Origin of the sequence: Clostridium intestinale DSM 6191 (assembly GCF_900130055.1) — a bacterium.
Classification (GTDB): Bacteria; Bacillota; Clostridia; order Clostridiales; family Clostridiaceae; genus Clostridium_T; species Clostridium_T intestinale.
The window spans coordinates 21,025-45,013 of the sequence record NZ_FQXU01000007.1; the positions used below are offsets into that span (position 1 = coordinate 21,025).

Annotated in this window: 22 protein-coding genes; 3 read left to right on the forward strand and 19 right to left on the reverse strand. The window is 30.4% G+C overall.

Annotated features, from left to right (window positions below; all coding sequences use genetic code 11):
- Nucleotides 1–22: 22 nt before the first annotated feature.
- Complete coding sequence (locus BUA92_RS11050) at nucleotides 23–259, forward strand: acyl carrier protein (protein ID WP_073019523.1); 237 nt, start codon at nucleotides 23–25, stop codon at nucleotides 257–259.
- Between the two features lie 128 nt (nucleotides 260–387).
- Here the strand turns inward: BUA92_RS11050 and BUA92_RS11055 are convergent, their stop codons facing one another.
- The 12 genes from BUA92_RS11055 to BUA92_RS11110 all read right to left on the reverse strand — a co-directional run bounded on the left by BUA92_RS11055 (nucleotide 388) and on the right by BUA92_RS11110 (nucleotide 13,919).
- The gene (locus BUA92_RS11055) at nucleotides 388–2,256 is read right to left on the reverse strand and encodes a PAS domain-containing sensor histidine kinase (protein WP_073019524.1); all 1,869 of its coding nucleotides are present in this window, start codon (nucleotides 2,254–2,256) and stop codon (nucleotides 388–390) included.
- 228 nt (nucleotides 2,257–2,484) lie between these two features.
- Nucleotides 2,485–3,360: an aldose 1-epimerase family protein gene (locus BUA92_RS11060; protein ID WP_073019525.1), complete on the reverse strand. Its 876-nt coding sequence runs from the start codon at nucleotides 3,358–3,360 to the stop codon at nucleotides 2,485–2,487.
- Nucleotides 3,361–3,463: 103 nt separating this feature from the next.
- Nucleotides 3,464–4,477, reverse strand: coding sequence for a substrate-binding domain-containing protein (locus BUA92_RS11065; RefSeq protein ID WP_073019526.1), 1,014 nt, complete (start codon nucleotides 4,475–4,477; stop codon nucleotides 3,464–3,466).
- An 86-nt stretch (nucleotides 4,478–4,563) separates the two neighbouring features.
- Nucleotides 4,564–5,604 (reverse strand): substrate-binding domain-containing protein, encoded by a 1,041-nt coding sequence (locus BUA92_RS11070; RefSeq protein WP_073019527.1) that lies wholly within the window; start codon nucleotides 5,602–5,604, stop codon nucleotides 4,564–4,566.
- Nucleotides 5,605–5,715: 111 nt separating this feature from the next.
- Nucleotides 5,716–6,006 (reverse strand): toxin-antitoxin system YwqK family antitoxin, encoded by a 291-nt coding sequence (locus BUA92_RS11075; protein WP_073019529.1) that lies wholly within the window; start codon nucleotides 6,004–6,006, stop codon nucleotides 5,716–5,718.
- 219 nt (nucleotides 6,007–6,225) lie between these two features.
- Nucleotides 6,226–7,092, reverse strand: coding sequence for a ketose-bisphosphate aldolase (locus BUA92_RS11080; protein WP_073019531.1), 867 nt, complete (start codon nucleotides 7,090–7,092; stop codon nucleotides 6,226–6,228).
- 20 nt (nucleotides 7,093–7,112) lie between these two features.
- A complete protein-coding gene (locus tag BUA92_RS11085) occupies nucleotides 7,113–7,964 on the reverse strand; it encodes a class II fructose-bisphosphate aldolase (RefSeq protein WP_073019533.1) in 852 nt (283 codons plus the stop codon).
- Nucleotides 7,965–7,986: 22 nt separating this feature from the next.
- Complete coding sequence (locus BUA92_RS11090; protein ID WP_073019535.1) at nucleotides 7,987–9,063, reverse strand: PTS fructose transporter subunit IIC; 1,077 nt, start codon at nucleotides 9,061–9,063, stop codon at nucleotides 7,987–7,989.
- Between the two features lie 30 nt (nucleotides 9,064–9,093).
- Nucleotides 9,094–9,405 carry a PTS fructose transporter subunit IIB gene (locus BUA92_RS11095; RefSeq protein ID WP_021801553.1) on the reverse strand — a complete coding sequence of 104 codons (312 nt, stop codon included), beginning with the start codon at nucleotides 9,403–9,405 and terminating at the stop codon, nucleotides 9,094–9,096.
- Between the two features lie 29 nt (nucleotides 9,406–9,434).
- The gene (locus tag BUA92_RS11100; RefSeq protein ID WP_073019537.1) at nucleotides 9,435–11,831 is read right to left on the reverse strand and encodes a BglG family transcription antiterminator; all 2,397 of its coding nucleotides are present in this window, start codon (nucleotides 11,829–11,831) and stop codon (nucleotides 9,435–9,437) included.
- A 272-nt stretch (nucleotides 11,832–12,103) separates the two neighbouring features.
- Entirely contained in the window at nucleotides 12,104–12,874 is a 771-nt protein-coding gene (locus BUA92_RS11105) for an aminoglycoside phosphotransferase family protein (protein WP_073019539.1), read from the reverse strand.
- A gap of 67 nt (nucleotides 12,875–12,941) precedes the next feature.
- Entirely contained in the window at nucleotides 12,942–13,919 is a 978-nt protein-coding gene (locus tag BUA92_RS11110; RefSeq protein ID WP_073019541.1) for an AraC family transcriptional regulator, read from the reverse strand.
- A gap of 278 nt (nucleotides 13,920–14,197) precedes the next feature.
- Here BUA92_RS11110 and BUA92_RS11115 point away from each other — a divergent pair, with 278 nt between their 5' ends.
- Complete coding sequence (locus BUA92_RS11115; RefSeq protein ID WP_073019542.1) at nucleotides 14,198–15,040, forward strand: SDR family oxidoreductase; 843 nt, start codon at nucleotides 14,198–14,200, stop codon at nucleotides 15,038–15,040.
- Nucleotides 15,041–15,317: 277 nt separating this feature from the next.
- Here the strand turns inward: BUA92_RS11115 and BUA92_RS11120 are convergent, their stop codons facing one another.
- Both BUA92_RS11120 and BUA92_RS11125 read right to left on the reverse strand, forming a co-directional pair.
- Nucleotides 15,318–16,340: an alpha-hydroxy-acid oxidizing protein gene (locus BUA92_RS11120; RefSeq protein ID WP_073019544.1), complete on the reverse strand. Its 1,023-nt coding sequence runs from the start codon at nucleotides 16,338–16,340 to the stop codon at nucleotides 15,318–15,320.
- A 12-nt stretch (nucleotides 16,341–16,352) separates the two neighbouring features.
- Nucleotides 16,353–17,228 (reverse strand): MurR/RpiR family transcriptional regulator, encoded by an 876-nt coding sequence (locus BUA92_RS11125; RefSeq protein WP_073019546.1) that lies wholly within the window; start codon nucleotides 17,226–17,228, stop codon nucleotides 16,353–16,355.
- Nucleotides 17,229–17,543: 315 nt separating this feature from the next.
- On the opposite strand from BUA92_RS11125, the gene BUA92_RS11130 reads away from it, so the two are divergent.
- Complete coding sequence (locus BUA92_RS11130) at nucleotides 17,544–19,481, forward strand: PAS domain-containing sensor histidine kinase (RefSeq protein ID WP_083553492.1); 1,938 nt, start codon at nucleotides 17,544–17,546, stop codon at nucleotides 19,479–19,481.
- 121 nt (nucleotides 19,482–19,602) lie between these two features.
- Here the strand turns inward: BUA92_RS11130 and BUA92_RS23285 are convergent, their stop codons facing one another.
- The 5 genes from BUA92_RS23285 to BUA92_RS11150 all read right to left on the reverse strand — a co-directional run bounded on the left by BUA92_RS23285 (nucleotide 19,603) and on the right by BUA92_RS11150 (nucleotide 23,577).
- Entirely contained in the window at nucleotides 19,603–19,767 is a 165-nt protein-coding gene (locus BUA92_RS23285) for a hypothetical protein (RefSeq protein WP_175550896.1), read from the reverse strand.
- 327 nt (nucleotides 19,768–20,094) lie between these two features.
- The gene (locus tag BUA92_RS11135; RefSeq protein ID WP_073019548.1) at nucleotides 20,095–20,829 is read right to left on the reverse strand and encodes a hypothetical protein; all 735 of its coding nucleotides are present in this window, start codon (nucleotides 20,827–20,829) and stop codon (nucleotides 20,095–20,097) included.
- Between the two features lie 39 nt (nucleotides 20,830–20,868).
- The gene (locus tag BUA92_RS11140) at nucleotides 20,869–21,552 is read right to left on the reverse strand and encodes a hypothetical protein (RefSeq protein WP_073019550.1); all 684 of its coding nucleotides are present in this window, start codon (nucleotides 21,550–21,552) and stop codon (nucleotides 20,869–20,871) included.
- A gap of 229 nt (nucleotides 21,553–21,781) precedes the next feature.
- Nucleotides 21,782–22,543, reverse strand: coding sequence for a nucleotidyltransferase domain-containing protein (locus BUA92_RS11145; RefSeq protein ID WP_073019552.1), 762 nt, complete (start codon nucleotides 22,541–22,543; stop codon nucleotides 21,782–21,784).
- Nucleotides 22,543–23,577, reverse strand: a complete 1,035-nt coding sequence (locus BUA92_RS11150; RefSeq protein WP_242950145.1) for a nucleotidyltransferase domain-containing protein — start codon at nucleotides 23,575–23,577, stop codon at nucleotides 22,543–22,545. The genes BUA92_RS11145 and BUA92_RS11150 overlap by 1 nt, the downstream gene beginning before the upstream one ends.
- Between the last annotated feature and the right edge of the window lie 412 nt (nucleotides 23,578–23,989).

Here is a 23,989-nt window from a genome sequence, read left to right on the forward strand (position 1 = left end):
TAAAAATGAAAGGAGGAATACTATGATTTTTGAAAAAATAGCTAAAATCATTGGTGAAGTTATTAATGTTGACTATGAAGCCATCACAGCTGATACTCAATTAATAGCTTATCCAGGAATTGAACCAATCAGTATTGCAAAAATAGTTATTGAGTGTGAGAAAAAATTTAAAATAACTATTTATGATGAGGATGTTCATAAACTTAAAAGTATTAGTGATATTGTTGAATATATTGAAGATATACTAGATGAAGATTAGTAAAAAGCTTTCCTTAAAATAAAAGAAAGGAGTATATTAGATTTATTATTTAATCTAATATACTCCTTATTATTTTTTAGTTTTAGAAGCAAAGTAAAAATATCTGATATGACTTGTTGAGACACTTCTCATTCCACACTTGTTTCTTTCATTACTTCCCCATATACGTCTGCAAGCTCTAAATTTACCTTTTCAATAAAGTCTCCCTCTATTTCTTTTTCCATAATACATTCCTGATTATCCACTAATCTTATAGGTAAATTTACTAAAAACTCGCTTCCCTCATTTATTTTACTGACTATTCGTATATCTCCTTCATGGAGTTCTACAAAAGATTTTACAAGGGATAAACCAATCCCTGTTCCCTCATGATTTCTTCTTAAAGTCTTGTCCACTTGCATAAATCTTTCAAAAATCAACTCTAATTTATCTTCTGGTATTCCAATTCCATTATCCTTTACAGATATTATAATAAAATCCTCTGTATTGGATATAGATACGTATATCCTCCCACCAGTATCTGTGAATTTTAATGCATTTGAAAGGAGGTTTAACATTATTCTTTCTATTTTGTTAGGATCAACTGCCACTATCTTTTCTTCCACATAGGTATCAAATATAAGCTCTATCCCCTTATTTTCTGCATAAGGTATTACAGACATCGTAATATTTTCAACATAGCTTATAATATCAATATTTTGTAGTTGAAGAGTTATAAAACCTGAATCTAACTTAGTTACATCTAATATGTTATTTATAAGTCTTGTAAGCCTATAGCAATTTTGCTTCATGCTCTTAAGATATGCTTTCTTTTTTGAAATTCCCATTGGTTCATCATTTTCAATATATATATTAAGCAATTGAACCGATGAAAATATTATATTTAAAGGGGTTTTAAACTCATGTGATATATTTGAAAAAAAGTCAGTTATGTATCTATTGTATTCTATTGTTTCATTTAATAAAGCAACATTTCTTTTTACATCTTCTTTTAACTCCTGAACCTGCTTTATTGGAGTAATATCCCTCATTGTAGTTAATATAGCTGCCTGCTTATCATATATACAATAGGTAGATATATTGTGGAGAATATACTCTTCTCCTTCACTATTTTTTATAACTTCTTCAAAGGAAATATTCGTATACTTATTTAATAAGATTTCTTTATAATAACTATTTGAAACCTTATCTTCTTTTTTATATCCTGAATCAATTACATACTCATACTTATGAGCACTATCATCCCCTTGATTAACCCCAAACAGATTTAATGCTTTTTCATTTAGAAATAGTACACCTTTTTCATTATGAATAATGATAACCTCTGAAGAACTTTTAATTAACAAATCATAACAGGCTTCATTTTGTATCATCATATCCTCTATATAATTATGCTGCTTTAGTTGTATCTCTAATTCATCCTCTAATGCTTGTATCTGCTTTTGCTCAGATATCACATAATTACCTAATATCCAAGCTATTACTCCAAATATAACGCACATAAACAAATCATTTTCAAATCTGTAGCTTTTAGTTATATCGGTAATATTATAAATTAAACTTAATCCCAAAACTATAAATGATGAAATTCCAGCTATTTTCAAACCATACTTTTTCCCAAAAGAAATGGTTGATGAAATAATAATAACCATAAACATAACCTTATACTCACCACTGCTATTATTTTTATTCAATATCATTAAAGCAGAAGTTAATATAATAAAAATACTATCTTCAATAATCTGATTATGATAACTTTTTCTCTTTACTCCAATATAAGAAAATAAAAATCTCAAAAAAAATCCTATTCCAATTGAAATAGGAATAATAGCCACCTTAAAGAAAGGTAGATACTCCATAACATTTATATCAACTAAATTTTTTTCTATATAACGTTTGTTACTATTTAATAATATAATAGCAATTAAAATAGTGTATTTTAAAACTGCTAATATAAGAATATTATTATTAGTATTTTTACTTTTTATATATTGCACTTTTTGACCTCGTAAACTTTTTAATTTTGCCAAAATTTATTATGTATTATATTATGTGGATAATATAGATGATTATAGCATACTTCGACATGTAGAGACAATGTTTTATACCTGCTATATTTTATAAATATATACATTATAATATAGAAATAACTATACTTTTTTAATATTCAAAGAAAAAAGCTGTACACTATTATTTAGTGCAACAGCTCTATTCATTGCAAGTAATTATTTTATTTCTATAGTATAATCACACTTATAGCTTGACCCTTTTTCTAATGTGATTATCATCTCTTTATCCTTAAACTCACCAGTATATCCATCTGTATCTGCTATACCATGCCAAGGTTCAATACATACAAAGTCAGCAGTTTTTGCTTGCCATAACCCCATATAAGTAAGATCATTATAAGATAAAGTTACAGTTTTATCTGAAGTTTTGCTTTTTAAAGCAACTTGTTTTGAATTCATATTCTTAAATACAAGCGCACCATCTTTAAATAACTCACGTGTTATTGGTAATATATTATTATTTTCTAATATAACTTCTGATTTATTATTTATTAATACATTAGCATCATTCATAAATAATCTTTCAAGAGTTTCATTACATTCAAATTCAAGATAATAATCCTCAAATTTACTTTCTTTATCTAATGGACAATTAAATCCTGGATGTGTTCCTATTTGGAAATACATGTCCTTATCATCTACATTTTCTACCTTATACTCTATATTAAGTTTGTTTCCATCAACAGTATATGTAATAAATAAATTAAATTTAAAAGGATACATTTTTAAAGTATCTTCATTATAGGAAAGCTTGTAAACAGCTTTTGTATCAGTTTCTTCAACTAATTCAAATTCACTTTTTCTAGCAAAACCATGATTTCCTAGTTTGTATATTTCTCCATCAACTTTTATTTCTCCATTATTCACTGCGCATACATTTGGAAATAATACAGGAGCCTTACCATTCCAAAGCTTCTCGTCTCCACTCCACATGTATTCACAACCGTTTTCAAGTCTCTTAAAACTTACTACCTCAGCTCCTAATGTTTTAATTTCAGCAACTACTAAATCATTTTTTATAACTTTATTCATTTCTTAGCTTCCTTTCTTTTTTAGACTTTGATAATATTTTATCAAAGTTTTAGATGATAAGCAACAAAATGATTTTAAGGAAGACCATAGCCTCCCTTAAATTTTACATAAGATATTCTTTAGCATAACCCGTTTCCTTAAGTTTGCTATAAACATTAGATTTGTCTATAAGTATAGGATCTATAAGTATTGTTTGCACGTCTACCATTTCATTATTAACTATGTAATCATAGTTAATACTTTGTCCTTCTATTAAATTTATTGCAGATTCTATGGTTATCCGTCCCAATGTTATTGAATCATTAAGCAATGTCATAGCTTGGGTTCCTTCTAGAATTCTTTTTATAGCTTCTGGATCTGCATCTTGCCCTGTTACAATAACTTTTCCTTGTAAATTTTCTTCAGATAAAGCTTTAATTACAGCTTCAGCTATATTGTCTGTTGGAGCTAAAACCGCAACTATATTTTTGTCTTCAACTATTATTTTTTTTACTACATCATATGCCCGATCAGACATCCATCCTTTAACTGCTTCATCAGCAACAACCTTAACTTTTCTAGTATCAATAAGAGGAGTGATATACTCCATTGCACCTTTTTTTAATAATTCACCATTTGGACATCCATACAAAATAATGTATTTTCCTTCTGGAACTTTACTAATTAAAAATCCACCTTGAAGTTGTCCTGCCCGTAATATATTAAAACCCAAATATAAATCTACATGACAATTGTTAATGAGAGCATCCTGCGCTATTATTTTAATCCCAGCTTTATTCACTTCATCAAGTATTTCTTTTTCCCCCTTGTGATTTACAGACCCTAACACTAAAACATCTATCTTCTCTAAAATCATTCGTTTAATTATTGCTCTCTCTTTATTTATATCAAAATCGCTATACTCAATACTTAGTTCTACCCCTTTAAGTTTAGCTTCATGCTCCATGGCATATCTTATCTTACTCCATCTAAACTTTTCTCCAGAAGGTAAAATCGCACCAATTTTTATACTTTTATCATGTCTTTCACTTACACAAAGAGGGGAATTAATCTCTAAAATAATCTTATTTACATATTTAACTGAGCAATAAAAAACTTCTGGTATCGACAAGTACATAAATATCCCCTTTTTTTTAGTTATCTATTATTAGGATATTCTTTTTGCCTATATATAAGTACATTTTTTATTATGATAACAAATCATTACTCTTTTAGTTCATTGGTTTTACTAAGAACATTCTCTTTATCTATAAGTGTTGTATCAATTAGTTCGTTAATTTTGCTAAAGACATTCTCTTCATCTATAAGTATTGGATCAATTAGTACAGATATTACATCAACTTTCCCGTTATTTATTATATAATCATAATTTATACTTTTTCCCTCAATTAAATTTATCGCTAAATCTATAGTTATCTTCCCAAGCTTTACGGAGTCATTTAATAATGTCATAGCCTGTGTTCCCTCCATAATCCTTTTTATTGCCTCTGGTTCTGCATCTTGTCCTGTTACAATAACTTTTCCTTGCATGTTTTCTTCTGTTAAAGCTTTAATAGCTCCTCCTGCAATTTTATCCACTGGAGCTAAAATCGCGTCAATATTTTTATCTTTAGCTATAATTTTTTTTATTATATTGTACCCATTCTCCGGTAACCAGTTCTGAACTTCTTCATCTGCTACAACTTGAATTTTACCTGTATAAACTAGTGGCCTAATGTATTCCATAGCACCTATTTTAAATACTTCGCCATTTGGTGAACCATGAAGTATAATATACCTTCCCTCTGAAACCTTTTTAGTAAGGAAACTTCCTTGAAGTTGCCCTGCCTTAAGCATATTAAACCCTACAAATAAATCCACATATGAATCATATATAAGTGCATCCATAGCAATTATTTTTATTCCAGCTTTATACACCTCATTTAATATTTCATTATCGCCTTTAAGCTTTACAGAGGTTAATATTAAAATATCTATATTCTCTAATATAAATCCTCTTATATTCTCTATTTCTTTATTTATATCCCAGTTGCTAAATTCAACTCTTATTTTAATACCTTTGACATTAGCCTCTTTCTCCATAGAAGCTTTAGCTATATTCCATCTCTTTACTTCACTCGAAGGCAAAACTGCCCCTATTTTTATTTTTTTGTATTCATTTTCTCTTACGAAAAAAGAATAATTTATATCTAAATTTACATATCTAACTTGACAATAGAATACCTCTGGTATAGATAAGTACATATATATCACCTTTTCTAATTATCTATTACTAGAATATTCTTTTAAGATGTATATATGTACATTTTTATCAGCATAACTTTGCTTAAATGCTTATATTATTCACTCTAGAAATTATATGTCATTCTTTTTCTTGCGATTAGTAGTTTTGTACTTTTCCCCTTTATTATCATAGGTAATCCACTCACCAATAGGTTCTCCATTTTCGAAATACCCTGAGCGTTTAATTGTACCATCCGGCCTATACCACTCCCAATAACCCTCTGGCTGATCATTTACCATCTTACCTTTTGACCAAGGAGTTTTTCCATTAGCGTGGTATTTTATTGTGTATCCATCTATAACTTCCATCTTCTTTTCTTTAACGCCATTAGCATGAACTAAATCACATTCTTCCTTATCCATCTTACTCCACTCCTATATATAAATTTTCAACTCTCATACTGATGTTTTTTTATGTTCAGATGTTAACATTTACCTATATCAATGTCAATTATATTCTCTACAAAACTTAATGTATTTAGGCAACCTAAAGTTAACAAAAAAGTGCTCTTTTATTCGGTAGAAACTTTATTCCAAGTCCCATAACTTCCTAAAAGAGCACTTCTTCTTTAAACTTATATTCTATTTATAAAACTTTACTTTATCTCCATCATTAAATAACTCTATCTTGTTATATATAACCTGCTTCATAGCATCTATACAAGGTGGATAAATTGCATTAGGTTCACGAGCCCCTAAGTCCTCAGTTAATATTTCACGACATTTTCTGTAGAAAGCATCCTTAATATCACTTGAAATATTTATTTTACATACTCCAAGTTTTACTGATTCTACTATCTCCTCGTCTGGATTAGCTGACCCTCCATGTAATACTAAAGGTATATCTACAACATCTCTTATTACCTTTAACAAATCTAGCTTAAGTTCAGGTTTCATATCCTTAGGATATATTCCATGACATGTCCCAATTGCCACAGCTAAAGTATCTACTTCTGTTCTTTCAACAAATTCTTTAGCTTTATCTGGATCTGTATAGATTATTTTTTCTGTTCCATACTCTCCACCATTGCCTGTTGTTCCTATAGTTCCAAGTTCTGCTTCTACAGAAACATTAAGTGGATGAGCTACTTCTACTACTTTTTTAGTAAGTGCAATATTTTCTTCAAAAGATAGATGTGATGCATCAATCATAACTGATGTAAAACCACATCTTATAGCTCTTAAAATCTGTTCAAAACTTCCGCCATGATCTAAGTGTATAACCACTGGTACTTCTGACTTATAAGCTTCTTCTTTAACTGCCTCTATAAAACTATCTTCAATAAAAGATAATTCGTCAGGATGGATAGCAATAATTACTGGTGCCTTCTTTTCACTGCATGCCTCCATAACTCCCTTTAATATCATATTGCTGCTTGTATTAAAAGCTGGTACTGCAAATCCTTCTTTTTGTGCTACCTTTAATAGTTCTTTCATATTCATTAACATAATCCATACTTCCTTTTCTTTTAATTTTTATTATTTGATCCTGATAATCTAATATAATCTCTTACAATTTGAATGCTCTCATTCTCTACCCTATGCATCATCACATAATAATTTATATCTGGCTCATTTTCTAATATTGATTTAATAGCACTAACATTATAGTTCATGAAATCACAACCAACATTAATTTTATTTATTCCATTTTCAACTGATTTTAAGATATTGCTTTTCCCAGAACCAGATCCTCCATGAAGAACTAAAGGCATTTTTGTTAGCTCCTTTATGGTCCTTAGTCTGTTAAAATCAAACTCTGGTACCATTCCATCTGGATAATTTCCATGGGATGTGCCAATTGATATTGCTAGAGCATCTATACCAGTTTCTTTTGCAAATTTTAATGCCTCCTCTGGGTCAGTATACATTTGCTCACTTGTATAAGCTTCCCCTTCGGTTCCACCTAAACATCCAATTTCCCCTTCAACACTTACACCTTTTGGGTGAGCATAATTTACAACTTCCCTTGTCATTTCTATATTACCTTGAAGATTAAAACGTGAAGCATCTACCATTACTGAAGAAAATCCATCATCTATTGCCTTTTTTAGAAATAAGACTTCTTGTCCATGGTCAAAATTTAAGGCAACCTTAATATTTGTCCTTGCTGCTAGAGTTTTTACAATAGGTGTTATAAGCTCACTATTACAGTGATCTAGAAGATGTTCCTGAACAACATTTATTATTATTGGTGCATTTTCAAGTTCTGCTGCTTTTATTACAGCCCTTGCAGTTTCTAGATTAAAACAATTGATAGCCATAACTGCGTAATTTTCTTTATTTGCTTTATCTAGCATCTCTTTCATCGAAACATACATAAGCTTTCTCCTTTTGATTTAATTATTTTATCTCTATTCCAGATAAATCTACCTCTTCTTCCTCTTCATCTAGAATCAAATCTTCCTTTGCATCCTTTTTAAGAACAACAAGTAATAATGCAGTTACTACAGATCCTACTGTTAATGCAATTAAAAAGCCTAAAGGATTTTGCATAGCTGGCACAATAAACATTCCACCTGAAGGCACTGGTGAACCTACATTTAAAAGCATTATTAGCATTCCACCAATAGCTGCCCCAAAAGAACAAGAGAATATTACTCTAAGTGGATCAACAGCTGCTATTGGTATAACACCTTCTGTAATCATACATATACCCATTGGAAAGGCTATTTTTATATTATCTGATTCCCCTTTAGTGTATCTTGATCTTCTTATAAGCCAAGATAAGGTAACTCCAAAAGGTGGAATCATGGATGCACATATTTTAATAGCTTCTGGACCATAAACCCCTTGAAGTAAAAGCCCATCTGCAAAAAGTGATGCCACTTTATTAACAGGTCCTCCAAAATCAAAGGCCGCCATAGCTCCCATAATTGCGCCAAACACAGCTTTTGATCCTCCCTGCATATTATTAAGCATGTTTGTTAATGAAGCTGATGCTGCAGCTATTGGTCTTCCTATGACAAAAAACATAATTAATCCTATAACAATAGAAGATAATAGCGGAATGATCATCATAGGTAATAAACCTTGAGCCCATCTAGGAACAATTAACTTTTCCTTTAAAAAGTTTACAAAATAACCAGCAAGATATCCTCCAAGCATACCTCCAAGGAAACCAGCTCCCATTGCATTTGCTATCATACCCATTAAAAGTCCTGGAGCAATACCTGGTCTATCTGCTATAGAATATGCAATAGCTGCACCCATTACTGCTGGCAACAAACCCATACCAAAAACACCTAAAGATACCGCTGCCTGCCATACATTATAAGAACTCTTATAATCAGTAATTAATGAAGGATTTCCTCCAGCCAAGTTTCCAATAGCTATTAATAAACCAGATGCAACAACTAGTGGTAGCATGTATGATATACCTGTCATAGCATGTTTTTTCAATTGTAATTTCTTTAACATAAATTGTTCTCCCCTTTTTAAAATTATTAATTAGAGACCTAAATCTTTTTCAATTTTATTAAGAAGCGCTTTTGGAGATTTAATTACGATTTCTGTTGAAACATCAATAACTTTTTTGCCCTTAAACCTTTCCCTCCCTCCTACTTTAATATCTGCTGCAATTATTACTATATCTGCCTCTCTTATGTCTTTAGGTGTAAGTTCATCCTCTGTTCCAATTGTTCCTTGAGTTTCAATATGAACTTCATGACCTAAAGCCTTAGCAGCACGTATGAGTTTTTCTTTTGCTATATAAGTGTGAGCTATTCCTGATGTACAAGCTGCAATTCCAACTATTTTCATATACATTTCCCCTTTCTTATATTTAAACTTTAAATTACTTCCTCTTGCTTTGTGAATATTTCATATACCTCTTCTGGAGTATTAGCCTTAAGTAGTGCTTCACAAGCTTCATCATCACCGAGTTTTGTAGCAACCTTTGAGAGAAGCCTTACATGAGTGCTTGTCTTATCTTCTTCCGTTACAGCAAAAAGAATAACAAAATTAACAGGCTTATCATCTAAAGTCTCCCAAACTAAGTCGTTTTTTGTTTTCCCAAAAGCTATTGAAGTCCTACTTACAAACTGGGATTTTCCATGAGGTATCGCAATACCATTCCCTATACCTGTTGACCCTAAAGTTTCTCTGTAATATACATCATCCAAGAAAGCTTTTTTATCAGAAATTACATCTGTTTCATATAATAGATCAGTTAATTCTTTTAATGCCTCATCCTTAGTAGCTGCTTTCATATCTAGTTTTATTGTTTCTTTACGTATTACTTTAGATAAATCTACTTCCATTTTCATCTCACCTTTACCATTTAATTTGAAAAACTTGACTGCATCTTTTTTCTTTATGCACTTTCTTAAATAACTCCCATAATCATCATTAATATTGAAATTAACGGCTTCTTTTATTATTTCAGTCATAACCTTTACACTGTCCATAAGTATATAAAAAGCTAACTGTTTTTTATCTTTATCAATATCATTTATACAAAGAGCTAATTTATCTTCCTTTTCACAAAAACTTATATAAATTTTTAGATTATCACTTATATCTATCTCATTAAATTTAACAGCTCTCTTTAAACTTCTTTTGATACTACTTGTAACCTCCTTCTCTGACTTATTAAAATATATAAAATCCTCACACAGATAGCTGCCTATATAAGGAGTTTTTGTAGATATCTCTCCCTTAACTTCTTTAATATTACTAAGGAAATCAGATATATTTTTTATATCTTTTTCACTTAAGAATGCTGATACAAGTAAACAAGGTTTATCTTTTAAATCTAGAGGTACTGTGGTTATAATAAGGTCTATGTTTTGGATATTTTGACTCTTAATCCTCTCAGAAGATATACTCTCAACAATCTCAAAGTCTGGGAAATACCTTTTAAGTTTTGTACTTAATAGCTTTGATGTACCATATCCACTATGGCAAACAATCAACACTTTTTTCTTTATATGATGATTCTCAAGCCCCAGCTGATAATACAAAGCTAAATAACCAATCTCATCTATAGGAATTTCCTTCTGCTTTAATTTAAAGGAAGCCATCATAGAAGAAGCCTTGCATACATTTAAAAGTAGAGGATACTGCGTCTTAATATCTTTAATAAGGGGATTAGAAATTTGGATGTCATATTCGATTCTATTTAACATTGCCCTTATATGAAGCAGAAGCTTCTCCATTATTTTTGTGTCTTGTCTTATATTTACATTAAGTATTTTCTCTAAACTTTCTGTAACCATATCTCTAAAACTTATAGTAATAGAGCTAAACTTGTCTAAATCCTTATAATCCTCACTTATTTCCTCCTTTATTAATCCAAAGGAGACAAAATACTTATATAGGTAATAAACCTCAGCTTCATCAAGATTCATATTAAAATCCTTATTTATTTTGCTTATACATAAAGTAGCCTCTTCATATTCTTTTTTATACTTAAGATTTTGAACCTTATCCTTTGAGAATTTAGACTTACCCTTCGCTCCTCTTTCCATAGAAATCAACATATGAGTAAGTAAGTTGATATAATAAGGATCATCAATTATACAACTATACTTTTTCTCCAAATCCAGTAGCAGTCTATTAACATATATTATTTTTTCATTCTCAAATAACTCTGAAAGCCCATTTAATGTAACCCCATCTAGGCGAGTAACTAACTCCTCAATAGTTCTATCATTTCTTCCAGCCTTAGAATATTCGAACAAAAAAGATGCTATAGCCCTACGTATATTCATCTCATCACCAATAACTTGGGTACCCTCAACAGTTTTTTCAAGAGCTAAATCAAATGAAAATAACCACTCTTCTATATATTTCAAATCATTTATTATACTGGTTTTACTTACATAATACTTATCTGAAAGTTTTTGAATCGAAGTTTTATTATGAGAATCCATAAGCATAGTCTTAATGATATCTATTCTTCTATCATTAACTGATATTTTAGGATCCTTATCTTCTTGAATGTGGAGATTATTTTGAATAATTAACTTAGCATTCCAAACATCTTCTATCATCACACCTAAACTATGCTTTCTATTTAGCCTTATATTGAATTTATTTAGGTAATCTTCTATTACCATTAGGTCTTTTTTTAATGTCTTATCAGAAACAGATAACATCTCTGAATACCACTTAATTGTTCTATAATCTTTTTCATTAAGTAATAAATTAATAAACTCAATCTGCCTTGTATTTAGATTATTCATATTGTCCTCCTTTCATTTTGTCTTCTGCTTGTTCCCTATGTGTATACGATAACACGCCACCTCCCTTTGTAAAATTACAAATAACTTCCACTAAAAATGGAATTAATGTATCAACCATGAGTACAACATAGCATACACGCCATTTATTTGGCTATAGATAGATTATACTTTGAGTTGATGATTTAAAAAAAGAAAAAAGTGCAACTAAAAGTTTAACTTTTAATCACACTTTCTATCTATCTCTACCTAAAGTAGATATGTTTTTAATAGAATTATTCTATCCAATCATTCATATTTTGTTTTATAAACTTAATTTCTTCAATATAAAACTCTTGATGACCTTCATTTTTCATTTTAATGAACTCCATATTTCCTTTTTGGCATTCGCTATTAAATAATTCTACTAATGATTCTAATCTTAAAATCACATTTTCTAAAATATCTTTAACTTCATAATCTCCATATGAATCTGCAAACTTTTTAATTAAAACTTTTCGTTCCTCACTATCACATGCTCTCTTATAATCTCTATAGTCATTTTTATAAGGAACATATACTTTTTTACTTAATGGTACGAATCTATAAACAGCGTAGGCTATATCCCATATTCTTGGAGCAGGACACGCTGTATCAAAATCTATAATTCCTACTGGAGCATTATTTGAAAATGTAATATTATATGATGCGATATCATTATGGCAGATTACTTCTTTATCTAAACCTCCTTTGTACTCTAAAAACCATTCATCTTCTTCACCATAATGAAAGTCTACTGTTGCATCATGGTATTCCTTGAGCATATTTGCTATTAATTTAATGTTTTTCATCTTGTATTCAAGAGCATCTATATCTGGATAATTCTCAACAATATTACCTTCCATAAATGTTAAAATCTCTTGATTTTTTTCATAGTCTATTCCTAAAAAGCGTGGTACAAAGTTAATCTTCTTATTTTCTAAATGTCTTAATAATTTATGAATGGTTTTACTATAGGGCTTTAAATTTCTATAAATATTATTTCCGTCATAAAATACCTCTGACATGTTTCCATTTTCAAACTTTAAAATCTTAATCTCCCTCCCTACAATCTATTTCGATACACTAAATCCATTATATACCACTTTGAAATTCACCATTTTCAAAACTTTTTCTCAAAGCTCTTATATCTTTGAGTGGCGGCTGTCCGAATAACCTCTTATATTCCCTAGTAAATTGAGATGAGCTTTCATAACCAACTTCCATGGCTGCAGTAGTAACATCCATAGAATCACTAAGCATAAGTCGTCTTGCTTCATGAAGTCGCAGCTCTTTCTGATATTGTAATGGACCAATGGCAGTTACAGCTTTGAACTTATGGTGTAGCCCTGATACACTCATATTATTTGATTTTGCTAGCTCTTCCACCGTAAAAGAACTTTTATAATTTTGCTTGATCCATTCTATCACTTTCCCTATTCCATCTGCCTGCTGTTCAGTTAGAACCTGTTGAAAAAACAAGTACCCATGCTCTCCAGTCAACAGATGATAAATCATTTCTCGCTTAATAAGCTCCGATAGAAAATAAATATCTTTAGGCCTATCTATTAGCTTCAAAAGTCTAATAAATAAATCTAAAAGTTCCTCATCTGATTTCCCTACAAATGCGCCTAAATAAAGATTCTTATTTTTTATGCTAAATTCAATTTGAGCATCTAGCATTACAGAAGCAATTTCACTTGTAGTAAAATCAATACGTAGACTAATACAGGGCAACTCTTTTGATGCTCCTATCACTTGTACGGATACAGGCATCTCAATAATAGACGCTGCGAAATCACCTGTATTAAAATGTATAGTCTCATCTCCGAAATGAAACTCCTTTCTTCCTTGAAGAATAATACTAAATGCAGGATTCATAACTCCAGGAGTTATAGGAATTTCATGGCTGTGTCTGGTAACCGAAAAAAATGGTATTATTGTTTGGGTATTTCCATCAGCTTGAGTTATCCTATCTGTCATTTCAATCATAGTATGCAATGCCTTCTGCTTAGTAAAGTTGCTTTCCTCAAATAATACTTCATTATTTAATTTTTCTTCTTGTTCTAGCATTTATTTCTCACCCAGCCTCTATTCTTAAACCATTTGTTAATAATTTCAACATATTGTTTCATTTCTCTTACTCAATGATAATAGCTCTTAAAACTATAGTAAATATTATATCAAAAATCAATTTATTTTTTCATTAATTCATTGAATTAATACTTTGCAGAATTAGGCAAGTTTTAAGCATTATCGTTATATTATGTTTTTATTTTTCATGTGATAATATGGTTAGTCGAACTTGATGTCTAAACTACTAAATTTTAATAAGAAAGAGGTATAGAGAAATGGAACAAAGAACTTGGTTTATAACTGGCATTAACAGTGGATTTGGACGACATATGGCTGAACAACTTCTTGAGAGGGGCGATAAAGTTGTAGGTACTGTGCGCGATATAAATTCGGTAGATGATCTCAAAGAAAAATACGGTGCTCTTCTTCAAGTAGCCCATCTTGACGTTACAGACACCAAAGCAATTTATGAGGTTGTCAACCAAGCTTTCAAGGAACTTGGAAAAATTGATGTTATTGTAAGCAACGCTGGTTATGGCCTTATTGGTGCAGCGGAAGAATTAACTATTGACCAAATTACCCATCAGATTAACACCAATCTTCTTGGATCTATCCATTTGATTAGAGCTTCCTTGCCACATTTACGTGCTCAAGGAGGAGGGCATATCATTCAGCTCTCATCATCAGCTGGCCAAACTGCATTCTCCGGAGGATCACTCTACCACGCATCCAAATGGGGAATTGAAGGATTCTGCGAAGCGGTACGACAGGAAATCGCTCCTTTTAACATCAGTCTTACAATAGTGGAGCCAAGCGGAGCACGTACGAATTTTACACATCATAGTATAGTATTGGGTGAAAGGTTAGAGGCCTACTCGATTTCTCAAGCACATAATGCAAGACGTGGTTTTGAAGATACATCGATAGTTCCTATTGGTTATCCTGCTAGAATGGTCAAAATCATGATTGACAGTGCCGACCAAAAGCCAGCACCAATAAGAATTGCTCTTGGTAGTGGAGCTTATAATACGATACATCAATCACTTTCAAATCGTCTTAAAGAACTTGAAGAACAAAAAGAACTTGCCTTTTCTACTGATTTTCCTGCTAATAACTAAAAGTAGAAGGTATAATAGTCGAATTTGTTAGATACAAAATTAAGTAAATAATTTTGGGAGCTTAGTAGAAACAAATAATCTGCTATCAATTCGTTTAGTTGATAGCAGATTATTTCATAATTTGAGTAAATATTAATTCTAATCCAACTTCTTTCAAATTCCTCGTGGCCGAGGAGTCCCTTGCTCTTGGCTATGTGCTTAGCACTCTCAACTTTCACCCATTAGATTACGCTCATTCCTGGCGCACACCAAAAAAGAAGAACTTAATGTTCTTCTTTTACCAAGGAATTGAAATCATCTCACTAGTAATTTCATCTAGACTATACGCACCGCACATTGCCATTGTTTCCTCTAGTTCTTGTCCAATTTTATTAATATATGTTTGAATACCTTCTTCTTCTCCACCATATAGAGCTGTTACAAATGGCCTAGCTATTATAACACCATCTGCACCCATAGCAAGTGCCTTAAAGACATCTCCCCCACTACGAATACCACCATCAACTAATATTTTTATATCATGACCTACGGTATCAACAATATCTTTTAACACTTCAGCTGTTGATAAACATTGATCTAAAACTCTTCCCCCATGATTAGATACAACAATGGCGCTTGCACCAGTTTGTTTAGCTTTTAATGCTCCTTGAGCAGTCATGATTCCTTTAACAATAAATGGTTTATCACAGGCTTCAATTATTTGTTTTAATTCCTCTACAGATTTACTTCCTGCAGGAGGTGTCATGTTTTTCAAAAAAGGTAACCCTGCTGCATCAATATCCATAGCTACAGCTATAGCATTTGATTCTTTGGCATATTTAAGTTTTTCTAAAATAGTTTCATAGTTCCAAGGTTTAATAGTTGGGATACCTAGACCATTTTCTTTCTTAATTGCTTCAGTTGCAGCTTTTATAACTTCTGGATTTATACCATCACCAGTAAATGCTAATATACCATGTTTTGCACAAGAAGAAACAAGAATATTATTATATGACATATCATTATATTTATCACCGTAATGAAGGTTTACCGCTCCTACTGGTCCAGCAAAAAATGGAAATTTAAATTTTTGATTAAATAATTGAACACTAGTATCAACTGCTTTATTTTCTACTAAGGTATCCATATTAATCCTTATTCCTTTCCATTTATCATAGTTTCTTATTGCAACGTCCCCAATTCCTTTAGCGCCAGGTCCTGGCATTTGGTTTTTACAAACTCTTCCGTTACATTCATAACAAGCTTTACAATAATCTCCTATACATGTTCTCGCTTTTTCTAATACTTCACTGTATATCATTGTAGTTCTCCTTTACTCCTTAATAATTTCATTGGACGAAAAATGTGTACTTTCTACTTTTTTAGAATGTTTAATTTTATAATCTAAATTCTTTTGATAATTTAATCTAAAATAGCACGAATAGAGAATATCTAGTATTAAGCTAACTGAATATTCTGCCGTATAATTCGCAATTTTTGAAAAAAGCTTTTCACGAGTTGACATATAGAGTAAACATCCTGCATATAAACTTAAAGTATTTTCTCCTATGCTTGTTATAACAATGATAGGGATATTCATTTCTTTAAGTAGAGAAGCAACATTAATTAAATTGGAATTTTCTCCTGAATAAGAAATAATAATCGCACAATCATCTTGATCTAACATATCAGCTTGGTATTGCTCTTCCCCTACAAAACTTTGAACAATAACATGTTTTTTAATACGTGACATTTTCATTTGAAATGCTGTAGCAATAGGTACATATGCACCAAAGCCAAAAACATAAATATGTTTTGAATTATGTAATATTTCTATACATTGTTGTAATGAATCACGCTTAATAAGTGATAATGTGTCATTTGCAGATTCAATCATAACTTCTTTAATTGAACCTGCAACACTCATTATATTATTATCTTGGCTAAATGGAATATTGGCATCTATATTTTGAAAATTAGAATTTAAATAAGCTTGTTCCTCAAGATATCGGTTTTTTAAATCATTATATCCCTCAAAACCTAGTTTATGTGCTAGTCTAATAACAGCAGACGACGATGTATATGTCCCTTTTGCAATAGCACGTGTTGATAATTTTTCTATCTCTTCTTTATGATCAATAATATATTGAGCAATATCTTTTTCAATCCTTGTTAGACTTGCATTTTCCATCCTATTTATTAATAACATATAAAACTCTCCTTTAAAACAATTATAGAACATTTTGTATCAGTGTTCCATTTCTTTGTAATTATTTAAAGGCATTTTTAAAGCAATGATCTATCTTCTTTACATCAAAATCTATTTTATTTTTATCTTCATTAAATTTTTGATTGCTTATATATATCTATTAGAATTGTTTTATATGTTAGAATTTTCAAGTACAACACATTAAAACATCCCCTAAATAGTCTATTTAGTAGAAAATTATGGAACCATATGCTAAAATATAACTTATGTACAACTTTAGCAATAATCATAAGAAGTTAGCACTTGGGGGTACTTATGCATAATGAAGATTACTTATATAACCTGAATGAACAATCTTTCTTGATTGTTAGTGACGATACTGTTATTAAAACCAGCCAACTTTTTGTTAGTTTAACTGAATACTCAACAAATGAATTATTAAATAAAAATATTACAGATGTATTTAAATTTTTAAGAATTGGTCCTAATGTTGAAATTGAAAATATCGATGGAACTGCAGATTATTTTTTATTTACAAGAAGTCTTGAAGTTAAATTTATTTATATTGAAGTAATAAAAGAAATAGATAAAAAAATATACATTTTTAAAGAAAAGATAAAGTCAATATTTAAAGATGAATCTAGCTATCTTTCCCAAATGCTCTCAGATAATTTAAACGGAATGGCTGTTTATAGTGTGCCAGACCTTACTCTGCTAAAAGCTAATCAAACATATCTTGATTTTCGTGAGGCTCCATATGATAGGCAAGAAAATGCGTTTGGTAGGTTAATATATGATATTGTTATAGGATTTAAAGGCAGCTCTGCTGAGAATTTATGGCAAGATATAATTGCAAATGGAAAAGCTAAAATCTTAAAAGAATTTATGTATGATAAATATAAAAGAGGTGTAACATATTGGGACTCCACCATAACTCCATTATTTGAAGACGGAAGAGTAAAATACATTGTTTGTAATGTTTGTGAGGTAACTGAAAGAGTTATTCATAGAAAAGAGATTCAAAAACAAAAGGACGAGCTTGAAGCAGTAATTGAAAATATTAATGATGCAATTTTCATTTATGATACTGAAGGAAAACTTTATACACTTAATAAATCTGCAAGAGATTACTTTCCTCGTGAAACCTTGAAAAAATATGGAGATGGATATTCATACACAAGGTTTTTCTACTTTGATGATACGGAAATCCCACCAGAAGAAAGGCCTTTTGCGTTGATAAAAAAAGGGCATATCATAAATGACTACAAGGCAAAAATGGTACAAGGAGATACTATTAGATACATAAATATTTCAGGTAGGCCTGTTTACAGTTTAGACCAGAATGTTCGTTTAAGTATTGTGCGTAGTCGTGATATCACAGAAGACATTAGGAAGGAATGTATTATTAAAGAACAACAAGAATTACTTTTAAAAAAAGAGAGGGAGAAATTAGAAGCACTCAAAGTATCATTAGAAATGAAAGATGAGTTCTTATCAATCATATCCCATGAGTTTAGGACTCCTTTGAACGTTATTAACTCGGCTATTCAGGCTATAAACTCTATCTGTAAAGATGAATTATCAGATAGAGCCAAAAACTATGTAAAAATGATAAAACAAAATGTCTTAAGACAAATGAGGCTTGTTAATAACCTTCTTGATATTACTCGTGCCAATTCTGGTAATATTAAAATAAACAAGAAAAATATAGACATCGTACACCTTACTAAATCCATTACTGAATCTGTTAATACCTATGCTTTAGAAAAAGGTGTTTCTGTAACATTTATATCTTCAATTGTTAAAAAAATAGTTGGGATTGATGATGAGAAATATGAGAGAATACTATTAAATCTTATCTCTAATGCTATTAAGTTTTCAGCAAAAGAAAAAATAATTACTGTGAAGATGCGTTCTTTAAGAGGTAGTATATGCATTGAAGTTAGGGATAGAGGAATTGGAATTCCTGAGGAAAAGATAGATTTAATTTTCGAAAAATTTGGACAAGTTGATAGTTCTATATCAAGATATGCAGAGGGTGCAGGAATCGGTTTATCCCTTGTAAAAAGGTTTGTAGAAGCTTTAGGAGGAAGTATATCGCTTAAAAGTAAATTAGGAAAAGGCAGTACCTTCACCATCCTTCTTCCTTCCGATAAATTAGTAGAAAAGGTTTCCGACAAACCTATGGTAGAACTGCTTGATAACCGTCTTGTAGAGATTACCAATGTTGAATTTTCTGATATTTATTTTTAAAACTTATGAAAATTATATAGTAAAGCGGGCGAAATTTTACTCTTATTTATTTTTTGAATAACATGTAATTCATAACAAGATACGCAGACGCATCAAGGACTTACTTTTAATAGTAAGTCCTTTAAAAAGCTGAAATATATAATCCAAACTCTTCCAACTCTTTATATGTTATTTCATTCTTGCTCTCAAGTATTTGATACAGAACCTTCTTTACATCAAAATCTATTTTGTTTTCATTAAATTCTTGATTTCTTTTTTCTATATATCTCTCCTTAAACTTCCCCATAATTTCCTCTCAAAAATAAATCTAAATACTCTACTAATTCCCTCTAACCTGCATAAACACTATATATAGTTATCTATATATCTATATGCAGTTTAATTTTAAAATAGTTTTATCTTATCTATTTTAAATCACTCTTGCCTCTTTATACAGCTAAGATGCTTTCATGAAGTTGCACTTATGTACTGTAGAGGCTTCTTTTCATTCCTTTTATTCAACAAATGATTTGATGAAGTTCTTCGAACTTCTACAGATCAGTTGTGCGTGTCTACCGAATAGCGCTTAAAAGGATTAGACTGACGCTGAGAATCGCGTCTACCGAATAGTGGTTTATAATTTACTACTTATAACCGCATCTTCAATGATTATATACTGATTGTCTTTTAAGTTTATATAAGTAGCTTTATCAATATAGTCAGTTTCTAAGATGTTGTCTCGGCTATAAGTACTGTCTTTTACTATTTTATAGTTACTGTTAATATCAGATGGAATTATTTTATAGCTTCCTGCTTTAATGTTAGCCCCTACCTTATACATTCCTGGTTTATAAATACCATCAGTAGGTTCTGAGAAAGCTACACTATTAAAAGGATACATGTCTACATTGTTCAGTTCTAAAACTTGTCCCTCACTAACGGTTATCATTGAATAATTATATACTGATCCATTCCCTATTATATCTTCAAATTTATCTGAATTAGTTTTTTTAAGTTCAAAGAATCCTGGATAACTATTGTCACTATTTATAATTATATATTCTCCAGCTTGAACTCCTTTTCCTATTTCATAGGTGCCACCTTTTATGGGATTTACCCCTTCTGCTTTTTGGATTGTTTGGCTTTCGCTAAAGGAAACTGCTTCTATTGGTAAACTAAAATCTCTATATTCCTGACTTTTATTTTGGACTTTATATAAACCCAGTGCTACTAACATTACCATTATGAATATAGTACCCCAAGTTCTTAAAGGTGAAATAGAATTTTTTTTATGTCCACAATTAGGGCATATTTTTGCTTCCATTGGAATTTTCGATCTACATGCTTCACATACTCTAATTTGATTCAATTTAATGCTCCTCCAGTTTCTATTAATTGTTTTCTACTTTTAAGACTTGTTTATATAGTCTTCTGCCGACGTTTCATTTATATATCTTTCATAGGTATTATTTTCATTACCCTTTTTGCTTTTAAAACTAATTTTAAATTTAGCTTTTTTAATCTTACTAGCTTTCCTAAATATATAGCCTATTATAAATATAATAACTCCAAAAGCCTTTATCATTTTCGGTAGTAATTTTAGTGGTGATTGTGATATATCTTTAGCTGACATTAACTCTTCAGAATAAAGGTTTAATTTTCTATCTATAGATTTTGCTGTATTTAAAATACCTATATTTAATCCAAGGTTTAAAATATCTTCTCTAGCATCATCTATAACAAATCCCATATCAAACTCATCTGTTTTTTTCTTAACTAAATCACTATACTCAATATAAAAGTCTAGTGTACTGGAATTTTTAACTAAATTAACAATAATATATTTATCTGTGTCCATATTTTTAATTTGATCTTTAAGTGCTTTCTCATAAGCTTTTTCACTTAAATTTTCTGATAGCACATACTTAACTTTAACTGAGGTATTAAGTTCAGTTAATTTACTTTGATTTTCTATTTCTACTATTGTTTCGTTAGAGAGTAAATCCACATTATTCTCTACATGTTCATAGGCAAAAACAGGACTTGCCACGCTAAATAATAAAAAAAATAAAACTAATACAAATTTTTTCATGATTTCCCCCATTTACTTTAAAATTACGTCTTTACTAATATTATCATAAATAGTTAATTTACTCAAAGTTCTCTTGTAACTGCCCATAAACTGAACAGTAAAAAGAACTACTATTATCCTTTTAGGGTACTAGCAGTTCTAAGTTATTTCCTTACTATGCAATTTACCTATTATAAAAACCTAATCAGCGATGTCAATTTTCTCTATTTTATTTGTTTAGTAAATTAATCTACCATAAAGTCTTCATAAAAATATCATTTAGCTTTTGCCATTCAGCATTTCTGTCATCTGTTATGCTATCTACATAAGCTTTTTGATTAACTATTTCAGTCTCAATAAACTCCTGGATAACTGGAATTTGAGTGCCTTTTGCCTTTTCATCGCTATTCTTTTTAATTTCAAGTAACTCTATAATTCCATTACGAAGTTCTATTGGCATATCCAATTTCATAAGATCATCAAATAATACTGGCGGTGGATCTTTAAATTCCTGTATATACTTTCCCGCAAGAACTGGTCTTAATGCATAGAAATATTTTTTATATTTTATAAGCTCTTCTTGTAAATACTTCTTATAAGTATTATTAGCTGTACCATAATAATGATATGCAGCTGCTTTAACAGAAAAGTACTCTCTTACTTCCTCGTATATTTTCTTCCATTGTTCTGTTGTTTTGTATACAATAGGTGAGTTGCTCCATTCAAATAATGTAGCATTTCCTTTACGAAACTGTATCAAAGCTTTTTTTAAATCCCATCCGTTAATATCCAAAACTTCATCTAGCTGCCATTCTATAACATCTTTTGATTCATTAAGCCTTAGATAATCCTCTTTCCTTCTTACATAGATAAATCGAACATCATAATCGCTATCTGGCGAAGCGAATCCCCATGCACGACTTCCTGATTCTACTGCATGTAGGATTTTCACATTCTCTTTCTTTTCAATTTCTAATAACTTTTGTTCTATTTCTTTTTTAATATCTCTCATCAAAAATTCTCCTCAACTACTTTTCTATTAATACACTCAACAAATTCTTCAACCTTTTTCATATCAGGATTGTCAGGTAGAATACTCTCTTTAGCTGATTTCTTAAGCCTTGCCTCATAATCTGCAAGTATATCATAGAATTCTCCATCAAAAGTTTTATCCTCTTTTTGAAATCCTCCATTTCTTATCTTCATAAGTAATTCTAAATCATTTCTTCTATTTGTATTAATCTCACCTTTTTCTAATATATCAAAAGCCATCATAAACAAACGAATTAGATGCATAGCATGCTTATTCAAATGATTATCGTCCTTTTTAGCATTGCGTTTACCTATTTTGTCATAATCTCTCACAACATTATGCATGATTGACCACATATTTTCATAATCACGTAGTGGTAAATGCCTGTAATCTGCATCTACAAAAATCTCTGTATCAAACTCAGAATTTTCAGCCTTATCTATATAAAGACGTATGCTACCTCTATCAAAACTTGTATATCTCCTTTGAAAGTCTTCTAATGCATTTTTAACTGAGTTAAGAATATGTTTCTCCTTTTCAGTTTGTGGCATAGAATCTCTAGCTATAGCATTTTGAAGACGTCTAAGTTGAGCACCAGCATATCCACCAAAGGATTTTACTGCTCTTTTTGAAAGAAATATATTTCTATTATCAAGAAGTTCTTGTCCTAATTTAGTCTTTATTAAATACTGATCCTCATCTAGTCCAAGTATTTCACAAGTATTAGGATTACACTCAAGCAATAACTTCACTATCTTATTAAATGAATAAATTACTGTGTCTGTTTTAGCATCTTCATACTGTTCAAATGATGTTAATCCTATAAGATCAGATGGCATATTCAACGTAATCCCTCTAAAATCAATATCACTACCCTCATTATTTGTTCCATAAGCATAACTTCCACCTAATCCAAGAAGAATAATTCTTTTACCAAGCCTTTCATTATCTCTCAAAAAATCATATTCACTTGTATTCATCAATGCTTTAAAATCTTTCATTCTATCACCCATATCATTAAAATACTTTCCTGTATATTATCCTTACTCCTAATTATCTCTTTCCTATATCTATCTACTTAATCTAAATCCAAACCTTTATAGTTCATGAAATGACTTGATGAAGCTTGAGAAGAAGCTTCTACAATAGTAAGGTGCTTAATTAATTATAATCTTACTAACTTAATCAAATTTTGTAAATATATTCAAAGCCTGCTACAAATCAGCAGTTAAAAAGATTAGATTAAAGCTGAGGAACGCTTCTACAGAATAATTGTGTACATATTTTCTTCTCCACTTCACTATGAATTTCCTTCTCTACTTCTCTACTTCTCTACAGCTTTTCTACTTTATGGTTTTTCTACTTTATGGTTTTTCTACTTTATGGTTTTTCTACTTTATGGTTTTTCTACTTTATGGTTTTTCT